The sequence below is a fragment of the Ruegeria arenilitoris genome (genome assembly GCF_013035425.1).
GTDB lineage: Bacteria > Pseudomonadota > Alphaproteobacteria > Rhodobacterales > Rhodobacteraceae > Ruegeria > Ruegeria arenilitoris_A.
This window is the reverse complement of sequence record NZ_WQHX01000019.1, coordinates 1-14,172: the sequence shown is the minus strand read 5'-3', so window position 1 is coordinate 14,172 and position 14,172 is coordinate 1. Positions and strand designations below refer to the sequence as shown.

Annotated in this window: 16 protein-coding genes; 3 read left to right on the top strand and 13 right to left on the bottom strand. The window is 54.8% G+C overall.

The genetic code is table 11. From position 1 onward, the window contains the following. Positions 1-27 precede the first annotated feature (27 nt). The 6 genes from terL to GOV45_RS22975 form a co-directional block, all read right to left on the bottom strand. Positions 28-1,437 (bottom strand): phage terminase large subunit, encoded by a 1,410-nt coding sequence (gene terL / locus GOV45_RS23000; protein ID WP_170482818.1) that lies wholly within the window; start codon positions 1,435-1,437, stop codon positions 28-30. After that, positions 1,424-1,831 (bottom strand): DUF5681 domain-containing protein, encoded by a 408-nt coding sequence (locus tag GOV45_RS22995; RefSeq protein ID WP_170482814.1) that lies wholly within the window; start codon positions 1,829-1,831, stop codon positions 1,424-1,426. Before GOV45_RS22995 ends, terL begins: the two co-directional genes overlap by 14 nt. After that, a complete protein-coding gene (locus tag GOV45_RS22990) occupies positions 1,831-3,348 on the bottom strand; it encodes a DNA modification methylase (RefSeq protein WP_170482811.1) in 1,518 nt (505 codons plus the stop codon). Before GOV45_RS22990 ends, GOV45_RS22995 begins: the two co-directional genes overlap by 1 nt. A 732-nt stretch (positions 3,349-4,080) precedes the next feature. Further along, entirely contained in the window at positions 4,081-5,721 is a 1,641-nt protein-coding gene (locus GOV45_RS22985; RefSeq protein WP_170482808.1) for a recombinase family protein, read from the bottom strand. Then, the gene (locus tag GOV45_RS22980) at positions 5,718-6,206 is read right to left on the bottom strand and encodes a DUF2924 domain-containing protein (RefSeq protein WP_367648724.1); all 489 of its coding nucleotides are present in this window, start codon (positions 6,204-6,206) and stop codon (positions 5,718-5,720) included. Before GOV45_RS22980 ends, GOV45_RS22985 begins: the two co-directional genes overlap by 4 nt. Beyond that, positions 6,118-6,384, bottom strand: a complete 267-nt coding sequence (locus tag GOV45_RS22975) for a DUF3489 domain-containing protein (protein ID WP_170482805.1) — start codon at positions 6,382-6,384, stop codon at positions 6,118-6,120. The genes GOV45_RS22980 and GOV45_RS22975 overlap by 89 nt, the downstream gene beginning before the upstream one ends. A gap of 335 nt (positions 6,385-6,719) precedes the next feature. On the opposite strand from GOV45_RS22975, the gene GOV45_RS22970 reads away from it, so the two are divergent. Next, positions 6,720-7,181, top strand: a complete 462-nt coding sequence (locus GOV45_RS22970; protein ID WP_170482802.1) for a hypothetical protein — start codon at positions 6,720-6,722, stop codon at positions 7,179-7,181. A gap of 64 nt (positions 7,182-7,245) precedes the next feature. Here the strand turns inward: GOV45_RS22970 and GOV45_RS22965 are convergent, their stop codons facing one another. The 5 genes from GOV45_RS22965 to GOV45_RS22945 form a co-directional block, all read right to left on the bottom strand. Next, positions 7,246-7,572, bottom strand: a complete 327-nt coding sequence (locus GOV45_RS22965) for a hypothetical protein (protein ID WP_170482799.1) — start codon at positions 7,570-7,572, stop codon at positions 7,246-7,248. A gap of 5 nt (positions 7,573-7,577) precedes the next feature. Then, positions 7,578-8,099: a hypothetical protein gene (locus GOV45_RS22960; RefSeq protein WP_170482794.1), complete on the bottom strand. Its 522-nt coding sequence runs from the start codon at positions 8,097-8,099 to the stop codon at positions 7,578-7,580. A gap of 28 nt (positions 8,100-8,127) precedes the next feature. Next, positions 8,128-8,898 carry a hypothetical protein gene (locus GOV45_RS22955; RefSeq protein WP_170482792.1) on the bottom strand — a complete coding sequence of 257 codons (771 nt, stop codon included), beginning with the start codon at positions 8,896-8,898 and terminating at the stop codon, positions 8,128-8,130. A 73-nt stretch (positions 8,899-8,971) separates the two neighbouring features. Continuing rightward, positions 8,972-9,487 carry a DUF805 domain-containing protein gene (locus GOV45_RS22950; protein ID WP_170482789.1) on the bottom strand — a complete coding sequence of 172 codons (516 nt, stop codon included), beginning with the start codon at positions 9,485-9,487 and terminating at the stop codon, positions 8,972-8,974. A gap of 67 nt (positions 9,488-9,554) precedes the next feature. Next, positions 9,555-9,692 (bottom strand): hypothetical protein, encoded by a 138-nt coding sequence (locus GOV45_RS22945; protein ID WP_170482786.1) that lies wholly within the window; start codon positions 9,690-9,692, stop codon positions 9,555-9,557. A gap of 508 nt (positions 9,693-10,200) precedes the next feature. Here GOV45_RS22945 and GOV45_RS22940 point away from each other — a divergent pair. Beyond that, positions 10,201-10,398: a DUF3955 domain-containing protein gene (locus GOV45_RS22940; protein WP_170482783.1), complete on the top strand. Its 198-nt coding sequence runs from the start codon at positions 10,201-10,203 to the stop codon at positions 10,396-10,398. Between the two features lie 232 nt (positions 10,399-10,630). Here the strand turns inward: GOV45_RS22940 and GOV45_RS22935 are convergent, their stop codons facing one another. Beyond that, entirely contained in the window at positions 10,631-10,831 is a 201-nt protein-coding gene (locus tag GOV45_RS22935) for a hypothetical protein (RefSeq protein WP_170482780.1), read from the bottom strand. Positions 10,832-11,118: 287 nt separating this feature from the next. Between GOV45_RS22935 and GOV45_RS22930 the strand changes: the two genes are divergently transcribed. After that, a complete protein-coding gene (locus GOV45_RS22930) occupies positions 11,119-13,491 on the top strand; it encodes an autotransporter family protein (RefSeq protein ID WP_367648723.1) in 2,373 nt (790 codons plus the stop codon). 88 nt (positions 13,492-13,579) lie between these two features. On the opposite strand, the gene GOV45_RS22925 is transcribed toward GOV45_RS22930, so the two are convergent. Then, positions 13,580-14,172 (bottom strand): SdiA-regulated domain-containing protein (locus GOV45_RS22925; RefSeq protein ID WP_170482777.1); only part of this gene is annotated, 593 nt, incomplete at its 5' end.

The following is a 14,172-nucleotide window of genomic DNA, read 5'->3' as shown; positions in this document are numbered from 1 at the left end:
CAACTGCTCCGAATACCTCATTTCGGTTTACTTGTACCGCGACAAACCCCTTATCTGCCACGGCCGCATGTCCAGCGTCCTGAGAATTTGAGACGTACTGTCGACCTGATCATCGTAGCGGCCTTGTGGGAACTCCCCCATCTCCTTTAGATAAGTTTCAAGCCAAGGCGACGATTTCGGAAGGCGGACGAATCCAGCCTCAATCTTTGCGCATTGAACTGACATGCGCTCTACTTTGTCGCCCTTGACGTCCAGTCCCTGAACGTCTCGCAAACCGTCCCGCAGCAGATCGGTCCCGAGCGCAAAGCCGACGCCAGCTTTCTCGACAACGATCAGCCTGGGCTTGAATTTCTGACGTTGCGCGCGGGCCGCGCGTACCAGATCCGGATAGTCATACTGCTCCCTGTGCACGTCAAGCAGATCAACGTGATTGTTGATTAGCCCCCATGTCGTGCAGACGGAATAGTCGTTGTTGATGCCCGGGACTGAAGCCGTGTCCCAGCTCTGCACAACCGCTTCGTATTGGCTGGGGCGCGGCGGTCCGTCATAAGACCTGAACCACTCTGTTTTTACCAGATTTCCCCCTGGCAGAACAGGCGACTGCTGATACTGGGCCTCGAATGTGGTCGTCCCAAGCTCCCGGCGGATGCGCTCCAATTCCGCCGCATCTACACGTTCTTCATGGAGCAGATCCCCAATTTTCCGCTCCCAGATCGCCTCGCCAGCAAGGGGCAAAACCTGTGGCTCGGTGGCGATGGCCGGCAGGTTCAGAACCTCCCAGTCGCCAAGCGGAAGTAGCCGACCGATCAGGTCATCCACGTGCAATCTTTGGGCAATAACCACAATGGCACCTTCTTTCGGATTGTTCAGCCGGCTCGCTGCAGTGTTTAGAAACCAGGTGTGACAATTGTCGCGTTTGACAAGTGACAGTGCGTCATCGGCCTTCATGAGATCATCATAGATCAGAATATTGCCCCCTTTTCCTGTCAGCGTACCGCCAACTGACGCGCTGATCCGACGACCCTTTTCCGTGGTGTGGAACTCGTCAGCAGCACTCTTTGAAGGATCAATCGTCGTCCACGGAAACGTGTGACGGTAGGAGGCCGAACGCATCAAGTCGCGTGTCTGCCGCCCGAAATCTTCTGCAAGGCTACTGCTGTAGCTGGCACAAACGATTTTTTCTGAGGGGTTCCTGCCCAGAAGCCAGGCAGGAAATGCCACACTGGCAACTTGCGATTTCATGAAGCGCGGTGGCAGCGTGATGATCAGCCGTTTTGTTTCGCCCGTCGCGACTCTTTCAAGCGCGTGGCAAAGCGCCCTGAGGTAAAGCCCGTCAATGAACTCCTCACCAGGGTTTAGAATCGAAAAGCCGCGGCGCACGAGAGCATAGAGGCTATTACCGTAAACCTTCCGGACTTCGTCATCAGTAATCTCCATCTGATGCCTGCTCCTTAAGATCAACCAGCATCTTCTGCCAGTCCGCCTCGGCGAGCATGACCCGGAGATCCTCGTCGGAATAACCGGTTTGCGCTTCGTCTGCAGACATCTGAGTAGCGAGGGCTATCATGTTCGTCAGGAGACGCGCCGCGGGTACATCGCCCTTTGATGCCTTGTTGAACATCGCCGAGATCACGACATCCATCCGCGCCATCTTCTTCTCCGTGCCAGCCTCAATGACCGCCACCTTCTTTGCCGCATGTTTCGAAATCAGCTTGAGTAGATTGGGCGAACCTTTAGGCCGGCCTTTCGGGTTGCCAGATTGGCCTGGTTTGAACTGATGCGCCTTCGGTGGCTTACCGTATCCAACGTCGTCGTTCTTGTCCTTCGACATCAGAATTCCTCCTCGATACTCGAGCCGGTACCGCCGGCAGTGATTTCGGTCGACTTGATATATTCGCCGCTCTTGAGCCGGCTCTTACACAACTCTTCGAAGGTCAGGCCCGTTTCTTCATGCACGGCATGAAGCCCGGTCAGCTTCTGCCAACGACCAATCGCGACATCCACGTAAGCCGGAGAGATTTCGATGCCGGCACAGACCCGTTTCGACAGCTCCGCTGCAAGTACGGTCGTGCCTGAGCCGAGGAATGGATCCAGAACGACCTCGCCCATGGCCGTGACATCGAGAATCGCATCCCGGACCATGCGCGCGGGCTTTACCGTCGGATGCAGGGAGAAATCATCTTCCTCGGATTTCCGGCCACCGGTGGCACCGGCATACCGCCAGAGATTTGTTCGATTGCGGCCGTGAATGCCGAGCTTGACGTTGTTGAGATGCGGCGCGCCAGGGCGCTTGGCGACGAGGATGAGCTCGTGCTGGCTGCGATACAGGGACCCCATGCCAGGCCTGTCCTTGGCCCAGACACAGGTGTTGATGAGCTCAAGACCCAGGGCTCGCACGACACGCATAAGGACCTCGGTATGTCGCCAATCGATGCAGAGGAAGAGAATGCCGCCTGGCTTGAGCGCCTTGGTCATATTGCCTGTGGTGACGGTCAGGAAGTCCTCGTAGTCCGCCTCGGACATCTCACCCGACCCTTCAGCGAATTCCGCGAACTTGCCGGCGCCTACACTGATGTCTTTCTTGATCGACAAGTTGAAAGGGTGGTCTGTGAACACCGCGCAAAGTTCGCGATCCCCAAGGACCCGACGGATATCATCGATACCGCGGGCGTTGCCGCAGAGAACGCGGTGTGCGCCGAGGTGGTACAAGTCGCCGGGCCGCGTGACAGCTCGTGCGTCGGGATCAGGAAGGCCCGACAGCTTGTCGAGTGGATCCCCTTCCTCGGCATCGACATCGTCCAGTACAAGGAGCCGATCGATCTCTGGAGCCTCGAAGCCGGTCACCGTCAGGTCCGGTTCGAATTCAAGCAGAAACTCCAACTCGAGTTTCAGGGCAGGCTCGTCCCACTCACCGCGCTCCTGTATCCGGTTCAGCGCGATCCGGAGGAGGCGGATTTCTTCTACAGACAGGTCGTTCTCCACAACGCATGGGATCTCGTCGAGTCCAAGAGATCTCGCCGCCTCGACACGGATGTGTCCATCGATGATCTCCCCTTCCTTGCTGACCAACGGCAGGCTTCGGAAGCCCGAGGATTGTATTGATCGAACAACCCTTGCGATCTGGTGCTTGCTGGGTTTTTTGACAGGGTTTTTCGCGATGGAAAGAGAAGAGAGCTTTCTCATCTCCACCTTGAACTCTGGCAGCAGGTCATTGCGTAGTTTTTTTGGTGCGGTCGCCGGTGGTTCGTCGTCTTTGCCACCGGTATGATCCGCAGTTTTCGTCGCTTGGTCTGCGGGTTCTTTGTCGATCCCCTTGGTCGCAGACTTGTATGTGATGGTAATGCCCATTTTCGCACCACCTTTCCATATTTGAAGCGGTAGGTGCGGGGATTTAGTACCACAACAACCGGCGTTTCTAATTTGCAAGCGGCCTCGTCTCCGAGGTGCTTGCGCGAATGGTTGTGGCAAGCGTTAGACATACGCCTGATGCTGTAAAAGTCAACACATAACTCTACCAATGGTTGACAAACGCAGTCTAGGGTTACAGGAATTGATCCAGTCGCGGCCGCTGATAATTGCTGCGGGTCAGCTTCGCATATTCGTCGCAACGGCGGTTTTAGGGGCGACCGGCGAACCCAAGTAGCTCAACCGAGTGACGCCAGAAAGCTCTTCGCCTGGCGACAACGCGGGCGATTTCCAATCCCTGATTTCTCGCAAAACCGTCCCTGCTCAGCGGATAGAATTCCCTGTTCCGGGGCTTAGGGAATTTCCGACCAACACACTGAAAACTAGACGAAAAAGAAGGGGCAAATTCGCCTTTTGGGCCAAAATCGGCAAATTTCCCTGTAAATATCCCTGTTAGCAGGGAAAAACCGAGACCGGATCGCAGGAGACTGCAAACCCAGCCACCCACTCCCCCATATCCAGACAGTGCAAGGTGTGCCCTTTATAGTCGCGCGTTATCCGCGGGTTAGCGGCGTGGCGCAATTGCACAGACCGTGGACCGTGCCGGTACACGGCCGCAAATCTCCGAAAGTCTGTGCTCGGCCTTTTCGCGGTAGCAGGTGTGGGTTTGGTGGATCAGAGAGTCGCGATAAGCGCGCGCTGGTCCTGCCAGTCTGATGGCAGGGTTCGCAATTTGCACCAGTCGGACGTAAAGCTGAGGGGCTGTTTGCCTTCAAGTACATCCCGCACGAGATCCGGCGCGAGGAAGGCGAGATCGATCATGTGCTGGACGCGGCGTTTGGAGATGTCGTCGGTTCTGGCAATGTCGCCAAAGGTCTCGCCCGCCTTGATCCGCTCCAGCCAGTGATGTGCGAGCGCAATGTTGCGGATGAGGGTTTCGTCTTTATTTCCGTCCGTTTCGGCCAGGATGATTTTAGTTTCGACGCCCCGCTTTCGCACCTGGAACGGCGCCTCGATCTGCAGGGCCTTTGTGTCCAATGCATCGGCGTTGGTGTCCACCATCGCCGCCACAACTTTGATATCTAGCCTGAGCATAAGCTTTCCCGGCGCAATCTCGATGCGTTCGACGAGCGAGAGGATGTCTTTGACATTCGGCCCGCTGGTCAAATCCGTCAGCTTGCCTCGGACGCGGGCGACCTCAATTGCGTCGGGCTGTGGGCAGAGGCAACCTGCAAATGCCGGGTTAGCAAGATGGCTGCGCACAAGATGGCTGATCTGCGTCTCAAGCTGATCTGCCGGCAGACGCCATCCATTGAGGTTTTCCTCCCCGCTGCGTGCAATCAGACGATGCGACACGTAGTAACGCAACCGTGTGCCCTTTTTCGTTTTCGAATGCGACGGCGTCAGCCGATCTCCGGTTTCATCAAAGAATTTCCCGCACAGCAGCGACACGCGGCGTGGCGTCGTGCGATGGCGAAGACGCGAGGCCGTACCCTGCAGGCGCAGTTGGATGTCATCCCATTGGTCGGGCGCTATGATCGCGTCATGCTGGCCGTCATGCACTTGATCCTTGTGCCGGATGCGCCCGGCATAGACCGGGTTCGTCAGGATGTGATGGATATGCCCGCGGTCGAAGGCACCGCCGCCGCGCGTCTCGCCCGATGACAGTGTCCTGCGCCGGGTGCGCAGCAACAAAACGTCAGCCTTTTCCTTCACCTGCCGGATCGTCGCGTGTTGTTCGTACAGCGCGTAGAGCGTCCGGATCGTCCCGGCCTCAGGTTCATTAATCTTCAGCGTTCGGCCATCCGGATCATACCCCATCGGCACCTGCCCGCCCATCCAGAGGCCTCGGCGTTTCGAGGCTGCGATCTTGTCCCGGATCCGTTCGGCTGTCACCTCGCGCTCGAACTGCGCGAATGACAGCAGCATGTTCAGTGTCAGACGCCCCATGCTGGTCGCCGTGTTGAAGGATTGCGTGACCGAGACGAAGGAAGCACCGGCGGCATCGAGGATATCGACGATCTTCGCGAAGTCCGCCAGCGACCGTGTCAGGCGATCGATCTTGTAGACGACGATCTGGTCGATTTTTCCATTGCCTATATCCGCTAAAAGCTGCTGCAAAGCCGGACGTTCCAACGATCCGCCGGACAGCCCGCCGTCATCATATTGGCCGGGCAGCAGCACCCAGCCTTCATGTTTTTGGCTGGAGATATAAGCAGCACAAGCCTCCCGCTGTGCGTGCAGCGAGTTGAACTCCTGCTCCAACCCGTCTTCCGAGCTTTTGCGGGTATATATGGCACATCGGATCTTCTTCATCTGCCGCCCCCTGCCCTGCGGGTGAGGCCAAAGAACCGTGGACCCGACCATGTGGTGCCCGTGATGTGCTTTGCGATGGCCGAGAGCGACGGCCAGTCCTTGCCGTCCATTCGATATCCGCCTTCAGTCACCTCGACCTGGTAGGTTCGGCCGTTCCATTCCCGCACGAGGTGCGCGCCGGATCGAAGGTCGCCGCCAGTGGCAACCGCACTTGGCTTGCCTTCTGCGATCTGTCGTAGCTTGCGCCGTGTCGCCGCCGGCAGACCACCTGAGATCCGGCACTGCTCTTCATAAGCCACCGCCTTGCGCATGAACGCCACGGACAGGTACGGCGGCGGAGGCGACCCGAAAGCCTCCTGCCAGGCGGCAATCGCCAGAGGGCGATCCGGATCCGGCTTACCGGGCATCGGTTGCTTCGACCCCTGAAGTCTTACCAGCTTTGGCGGGCGTGGCCGCGATCCGGTAGCGCTTGGGCTTGCCTTCACTTGGCTTCTCGCCCAACACCTCGTAGCCCGCCTTGCGCAGCCCCGTCAGCGCCGCCCGCGTCGTGTGCGTCTGCCAGCCGAGCTTGTCGCTGATCATAGCCACATCCGCCCCGGCTTTCCGGGTCAGCATCTGGATGAGCTCTTCTTTCTTGGTTTTCCGTTTCGGTGATTTTGTCATGCCGTCTTCTCCTTTTGGTTCACGCAGGGTGGAAGTGACCCTGCTACCGAGGAGAGCCCGGAGACCCGGGCGGAAAAGGCGCGGCGTGGTATTGGGTGCGTCGCGACATGGACAGTACCGCTCCATTCGCACCGCAAGTCCAGTGAAAGAATGGCCGCTTAACGCAGAAAAACCGTCATCCGATAAAAATAGTCAGATGACCGGGTCGAGCCCTTCTCAGACCTTGATCGCGTGCGCAGCATTCGAAACGATTGGCTAGAACTCTCGGCTGCATTCGACGACGAAGCAAAAGGATGTTTAAGGTTGTCAGACCACTTCGCAAAATGGAGAAGCAAATGCGTCGATCGATCCTGATGCTACCAATGGCTATGGGGATATTGGGGGGGCCAGCATCATCCCAACCGCTCTTTGAGGATTCTAAGGCTTTCGATCCTTCCAGCGAAACGGCAATGGCGATTACCGGGCCAGTAATCTTGTCCACCAAGCGGATGGTCTTCGAGACCGGCAGGTTTCTTGATCTCGAAGTTCATGACCCCAAGAGTTCAGGCAATTGGGGTGCGTCTGGCGACGTGCCTGTTGCTCAGGTGTTTCGTGTATCAGGCGATGCAGGCCCACTAAGGCAGGGAAACACGCTTTGTGGAGACCAAACAATCACGTATATGGCAGCCTGGAGTGAGGACAGCTCCGGGTTCACCCACCTTGGCGTAGCGATGTTTACTGGCATGGAACCACCTGCAGGCATTGCCGATCAAGCGTTGTGCGCGACGTATTTCTTCTCTCTGGATGTTGCGGAGTAGTCCGGCAGTTGTCCTGAACTCATCGACATAGAGGACCATTCAAAGTCCAGGGCAAGCATGTGGTTCAGCGGTAGGGAATGCTGAAGAACGAGAAGCTGTTGGTCTGGGTAATTACGGTCGCTCCCGTTTCCGCCAGTAGGCTTGCCATTGCTTCACTTCCCGTCGGACAGGCCACAAGATCGGCCGCATCGTCGAGGAAATCGACAGTGAACGCCGTTTCGCCGACAAGCTGGCATTCGTCTGCAGCGTTTCGGTAACCACGAACGAAGTTCAGTTCCGGGTCAGGTTCGCTGATCGCGACCTCTGGAGCGGTTTCGACACATCCCGTCACGGTCAGGACCAAAGCGCAGGCACAGATGGCACGCATGACCTTTTCGAGGCGCCTTTCCATAAATTCTACTCCCACTCTGCACCCGTGCTGCGCCAGACCATTTCATCTGCATCCCAGACACTGGCTACGACGCAGGGCGTTGGGTTGATCCCATCACATTGCGAGCCATGCACATCGGCCAAAAGCACGCGGAATGGGCCAATATTCGCCATGTCCCATCCCTGATTGAGAAGCGAAAACATACGATCCTCGATCAGGAAGTGAGACATGCAACCGCCTGTCCCGCAATAGAGCGACACAGCGGTGGAACAGGCAAACCCGGCCTCGTCCAGAACCCAGTCCCGTTGGATGTCACCATCGAGATCAATACGGTGAACGGCTCCTAGTTCGAGGGCGAACTGTCCGTTCTCGAAATCCGAACATGCCTGCCGTGCGGCCTCGACTTTTTCCAGCAACGGAAAAGGCAGTTCGGACAAATCTTGCGCGTGTGCTGAGGCCGTGTAAAAGGCCACAAAGAGGGCACAGAGAGCAACCGCCCACCACCCGGCACCCGCGCGATTAACATTTCCAGCCAGTTGGCTACCCATGTTCGAATCTCCAGCCCTTCTGTGTGCCTCAGTTGCACTGGTCGTAGGTGTAGTCTCCAAACTCGATCCAGTTCCGGCCCCCATCACTGAAGACAAGGAACTCTGACCGGTCTTCGCCCAGAAGCGCGACCTGGAAGCCTGCTGGCGGTTTGGAGTTTCCGAAGTAGCTATATGAGGTCATCACTCGAACGGTCTCGCCATTGACGGTCACGATGGCATCCCACTGGTCATCCGGTTGGTCCACCATCGCGTATTCGATGACCCGCTGAACGGCGCCACCTCCACAATAGACAATACCTTCGGGCGCTTCCATGCTCTGAGATGCCGACACGCCGGAGTTGCATGCCGCGCGCAGGGATCTAACCGCCGCAGACGATCCTTTGAGCGTAAAGATGCCATAAGAGACATCCTGGTCAGCCATCGAAAGGTTAAGAAAGGCGTTCTGCGCGATCTGGTCCAAAACGAAATCATAGTCCCCCTGATCGAAGAAACTAACCTCAACAGGATAGTTGTCGACGAGCGAGATATCCGCATTCACTGATCCTGCCTGAAACGCACCTACCTCGGTCGAACCATTCTTCATGAACCGAAAAGACAGGCCCTGCTTGGAGACAATATCCTGCGAGTCCTCATAACCTGCTGGCGCGAAACGGACACGATCGCACTGCAACTCCAGAGTCATGTCGCCGGTCTGAATGAAGGCGTTGGCGTTCGGCGGCCCACTGAAGTTCCAGTCAGCCATGGCAGGTGATGACATTATGATTGGGAGGACCATGCCGGCGACTAGATGTCTCTTCATAAGTAACCTCCTAGGCAACTAAGCCATGTTTCGTCATTTCGCCGCGAAAGCACTGATGATCCTCGTCATAAGTTCAAGCTGCGGGTGGACCATATTCATTTGTGCCTTCCTGTGACGGTCGGCTTAGCCACCAGATCATCAGCACAGAGAGTATCAGTTGAAGAACTCCCACAACCATCAAACCGGTGACGCCAAGTAGAGCCGCTGGGCCCCTCAATGCTTCAGGGTCGTCAGCCCTTTGCTCGAGGACTGAAAATGCAGCGATGCCACTGAACAGCATGAACATGGTTGCGATGCTGAGCGCTGCAGGCAAGAGCAAGTACCAGCCTGGTCTTCCAGTGTCGTGCAAGCGCCGCCATCCGGCGGCCAGCATGGGTACGACAACTGCAAGTTGGAAGATCGGAGTGAAGACTTGGCTACTCTCTCCAGTTTCAGGGTTCACGCCGAATAGAGAGGCGTCGATGATTGCCAAAACAATGCTGACGAGGACCACGAACAACACAAACCACCAGTACTCTGACCGCGCCGCGCGCCCGGAAAAAACGAAGTATCTTGTGAGGCACGTCTTTATTGCTTCAACAAAACTCATATTTGTCCATTCCCTGAAAACGTTGCCACATATGTTCTGCCAAGAGGAAACATAACGCAAGCATTGGTCAAGCCGCGTGATTTTCTGCGCCTGAAACCGCTATGTCCTGTTGGGATGGCTCCTGCTCCATCTGCATAAGGGTCATTCGCGATTTTTCGGCCAACGTCCGCATCGAGCCCGAAGCGACCATTGCTGCGATGGCCAAGCACGGCACTCATGCGCAGGAAACAGACCTTGCAAATTGAGGCGGCCCAATACAAACCATTGAAAAAGCTTTCATTTCGCATGGACGTTGCCCCTCCGCCGAGCCTTCCGCTTGCGTCCAATTATTGTAGAAGCAGTTGCTGTCCAAGGCGAGGAACGGAACCGGAGCGTCCGGCTTCAATTGCGTCCGTCGTCAGAACATTCCGGGATACAGATTCATCATGTTCCGCACGTCCTGTTCACTCGAAAACGCGTCGGGATTACTCCAGATTATCTTGCTAATACAGTCGCGTTCAGAGTGAAGATCGCTTGCTGCGGGCTGCGATTTTCGGCTTTCGGGGTGGCCTCTGGTGAGCCCGCTGAATACTCCACCAAATACGCTCCAGATGCTGAGAGACATTGTATGAGAAGCCATTGCGATTCAATCACGGTATTGAAGAACCAGCCCCCTCAATTCACAGGCATAACAAACGATGCTAAATATTAGTCCATCCCCTAGGAGACCTGACATGACCAAACTTCGCCTTTTTGGTATCGTCATCCTTTTCCTTGCTGCACTAAGTGGGCTTTCAGAGCACCTGTTTTATGGCGGTGTCGACCCGAACCGTGTTCTGCAAGAAAGCTTCTTTTTGCCGCTGACTTTCATTCTCGCAGCAATTGGCGTCGTTGTGCTTGTCGCTTCTCTGTTCCAATCGCGGCGTGACTGAAACGCTTCCGTCAGTCAGAAAGCTGTTCCATAATGCAAATTGGGTAATCGCCAGGATGGCGACCTCCGCCCAAGTCTAGGCAGGCCTCCTCATATTGGTAACGTTCGACCGCACGTCCCGCTAGGAACATGCATAACCCGACCATCAATAGGGTGAGCGCCAACAATATTTTCGTACCCCGTGTCATTGCTCGATTTATTGGTTCAGTCTCCTACCGTCAGTTAACCAGCTTTCAGGTCTTGTTGAACATCAGCAAACTCTGAAACTCAAACTTCACATTGGTTTCGTCGAATTTCTGAATAAGGAACGTGCCCTCGATCAGATCAGTCTCGGTCCAAAAGTTCTGGCCAATTAGCTTGAAAAGGTGCGTATCGGTAGAGCGGTGAGCATCTGCATTGATTTTAGCTATCGACTCCGAAATCCAATGATCCATACCTATACTCAATCGCGCTGTTTAGCGCCCGTCAAGCTCGGGAAAATCGTCTCAAGGCTTGACCTTTTGCGACTACTGCCACGCAAAGGCGGATTTGGTCGGAATGCAAAACCTGGCATGTCTTGCCTCGCAGCAATGCTCTAGAAGGTCTGCAATGTGAAGACCGTCCCGTATTATGAGCCTGCTCAAATGCCACAATAACTGCCAAAAAAAACCATACTGATAAACTTTGTTCTTCGAGCCCTAAATTGAGTTAGCTTCGATTGTAACGCAAGAGGAGAAAGCTGGTGACAATCTATAAGCCGATCCGACTGCATCGAATTGCTCAGCGCACCACTCTGGCGAGTTTCACATTGGTCGCCTTGGCTTATTTGATATCCCCAACCAAAGCACAGGCCCAAAGCTCACAGGCTTGCGTAGAATTGGGTTCTCCTCGAATTGAGTATTCATCTGGATCTGAAAGCACTCGCGTTAATCAAACAATTTCGACGACCGAGCGCACGTGTCTCCCGATCCCAAATGGACCTATTACAGGGCTTACAATTGGAAACTCCTCCATCACGTCCTCTGGCGAAATAGAGCTGTATGTTCCTGGCCAAAATACCGTTCCGAACAATGCTTCAGTTTTAACTCTTCTGAATGTTGATGTCGCGGCGGGAAGCGGAGACTTTGTTTCCCGGGAAGCCTTGGCTACAAACATCAACGGGAAGCTCAGAGTGAACCTCATTGGAACTTCGATTGGTTCCGGCAGATCAATGACATTCGCTCCGTTCAACGGCGCGAATATCGACCCCACTGAAGTCTACTTCCAGTCCGACCGCCCGCTAACCTATGACAACCTGATTGTTATGGGGGCTACCGAAGTAGTTTTTGGGGCCTACTATATTCAAACTCGGGTTGCTGAGGCTTCTGATTTCACACTGACGAATAGTTCGATTTCTTCAACAAGTGACATGGCGATAGCAGCAGGCACGACTGTTCGACTTGATGCGGCAAGCAGTTTGAACACGGTAAACTTTGAGAATTTTGGCACGCTAGCCGGAACGGGTACCGTAAACGCATTCAACTTCACAGTTAAGAACGGGGGGGTGCTTTCGCCAGGCTTTTCAATAGGTACACTCAACAATAGTGGCGGTATCGCCTTTGAAACTGGATCAAGACTTTTAAGTGAAGTCGATCCGACGGCCGGGCAGAAAGCCGACTTGGTGTCATCCAGCGGGCCCGTGACAGGGATTAACCGCGCCACCATACAAGTCGAAGCCGCTCGTCCCGGCCTGACTGCGCAGGACTATGCTGCTGGCAACGACTACACGGTTTTTCAAGCTTCGAGTTTCGATGGAAACTCCCCAACTCTTGTTGCCGGAGGATCTTTGCCCGCCCTATCCAGTCTGAGTATCTCAAACACGCCAACCGCGGACGGTAGAATCGACATAGCGTTTTCGACCCTCCCCGTCTCGAGTTTACCGCAACATCCATCAGTTGTTGGATCTCCCAATGCAAGCAACCTTGCTGGTGCGGTGGCTAACACCACAAACACGTCACCTGGAACTAATCTGACCAATGGCTCAACCTTAGGCAATACCGTTAACACGCTTACCAATTCAGGTTTGGCTGGGTTTAATCGTGTGCACGCAGAACCCTATTCCTCCAATTTGACCGTTGGGCTGGAGCAACTTGACCTGATAACCAACACAGTGCTGAGCCACGCTGACTGCCGCAAGTATCAAGCGGAGGGCTTCAGCAATGCGGATCAACCCGTTGCAGCAGGCGACATCGACTCGGCCCAGAGCCCGAGCGGCGCAATAGACTGCTCTGATCGGCGCTGGTGGATCGACACGGCCTATGTGAGCGGGGACGTTGATGGAAGCAATGGCCTTGGGACATTCGACTATTCGCTGGGCACCATTTTGGTCGGAGCGGATGTCGCAAGCACCGATAGAGGTGTGGTCGGCGTGTACGCAGGTTTTGGGACATCCTCCATGGATGAACACGATCAAGTCGATCAGGACTTTTCGACCGACAGCTATCATGTGGGCGGCTATGGGCGTACAACAACCGGAACTTGGGAGTTCTCCGGACTGATCGGTTACATGTTCGGTGAAACTGATGCCAAGCGGAATAACCCTTCTGTTGATGGCTTTACGGGAGGCGAGGCTAAATCGGATTTGGACCAAGAGGGAATCCACGCCGGTATCCAGGCACGGAAGTTGTTTAACCTGGACAGCGGTGCAAGGGTTTCTACGGTTTTTGGATTGAACTACGGGCGTATTCAACAAGGTTCAGGCACAGAGACCGGCGGTGGTGATTTCAACTACTCGATTGAAAAAGCGAACGCAGAGTCCCTGGTTGCTTCCATTGGAGTTGATTATCAACGCGACTTCTTGACAGAGAATGGTGTGCTAACCCCCATCGCCTTTGCCCGGTATGAATATGACTTCTTTGCCAACAAAGGCAGTGAGCACGAAATCACTGTAACGAGCCCGATATTTGGAACATTCACGCAAGTCGGACAAAACCGAGGAGCAAACGGCTTCGTTCTTGGGCTTGGCCTGGGCTATCAAATATCTGAGCTGGCCAGCCTAACGGCAGGATATGGCTATTCAGTTCGCTCCAACGGCCAAGAGCATGGCCTCGGTGCAAACTTAAGTGTTCGGTTCTGATTAGGGCGGACCAACGAAGAGGAGTGGTAAGTTAACTGCAACAACTTGCGGAAGCTATCGTGGCGATGTGAGCTTCATTCTCTTGCGATCAAAATTTGGGGATATTAAAAACATAAAGCCGCGATTTCTTGGCATCGTCTGTCAGGATATAGAGAAGCCCTCTGGTCTCATCGAGAGCGATCCCTTCGGGATGTTTAACTTCTTTTTGTTTTCCATCTACTGTGAACGTCAAACTGATAGACTTTACTGACTTGGATTCTGGATTGTAGACGAAGATCTGACGGCCTTTGTCACTCACAATCCAAAGAGAACGTGAGGACGGGGTCCATGCTAGGCCGCTCAAATCTAGTTCATCATCATCTACACGCTCGGAGATAAAACCTGCATCGCGGGATAAAGGAATGATCTCAACAATTTCGTCTAGCTCTGGTGATACGACCATTAACAACCTTGGTTGTCCTTCAATGCCAACGAAGACCCGCCCGGATTCCGGGTCAACGGTGATACCTTCGGGTCCCTTGTTTGATGGGTTGCCGACGAGTAATTCAGCGGCGGCCGGGTAACCTTTAAGAGATGTGAGAGGTATTGTTGTAAATTGAATGGGGTCAGTCGGGTGAACGACTAGGATTGATCGATCAGTTTCCTGAAGCACCAAAACAGACCCATCTTTTCGCGATGCGA

Excerpts from the sequence above, each read along its gene's own strand:
- GOV45_RS22990 (WP_170482811.1), bottom strand. The coding sequence starts at position 3,348 with ATGGGCATTACCATCACATACAAGTCTGCGACCAAGGGGATCGACAAA.
- GOV45_RS22955 (WP_170482792.1), bottom strand. The coding sequence starts at position 8,898 with ATGAAGAGACATCTAGTCGCCGGCATGGTCCTCCCAATCATAATGTCA.
- GOV45_RS22935 (WP_170482780.1), bottom strand. The coding sequence starts at position 10,831 with ATGGATCATTGGATTTCGGAGTCGATAGCTAAAATCAATGCAGATGCT.
- GOV45_RS22965 (WP_170482799.1), bottom strand. The coding sequence starts at position 7,572 with ATGGAAAGGCGCCTCGAAAAGGTCATGCGTGCCATCTGTGCCTGCGCT.
- terL (WP_170482818.1), bottom strand. The coding sequence starts at position 1,437 with ATGGAGATTACTGATGACGAAGTCCGGAAGGTTTACGGTAATAGCCTC.
- GOV45_RS22960 (WP_170482794.1), bottom strand. The coding sequence starts at position 8,099 with ATGGGTAGCCAACTGGCTGGAAATGTTAATCGCGCGGGTGCCGGGTGG.
- GOV45_RS22985 (WP_170482808.1), bottom strand. The coding sequence starts at position 5,721 with ATGAAGAAGATCCGATGTGCCATATATACCCGCAAAAGCTCGGAAGAC.
- GOV45_RS22995 (WP_170482814.1), bottom strand. The coding sequence starts at position 1,831 with ATGTCGAAGGACAAGAACGACGACGTTGGATACGGTAAGCCACCGAAG.
- GOV45_RS22940 (WP_170482783.1), top strand. The coding sequence starts at position 10,201 with ATGACCAAACTTCGCCTTTTTGGTATCGTCATCCTTTTCCTTGCTGCA.
- GOV45_RS22950 (WP_170482789.1), bottom strand. The coding sequence starts at position 9,487 with ATGAGTTTTGTTGAAGCAATAAAGACGTGCCTCACAAGATACTTCGTT.
- GOV45_RS22970 (WP_170482802.1), top strand. The coding sequence starts at position 6,720 with ATGCGTCGATCGATCCTGATGCTACCAATGGCTATGGGGATATTGGGG.
- GOV45_RS22975 (WP_170482805.1), bottom strand. The coding sequence starts at position 6,384 with ATGACAAAATCACCGAAACGGAAAACCAAGAAAGAAGAGCTCATCCAG.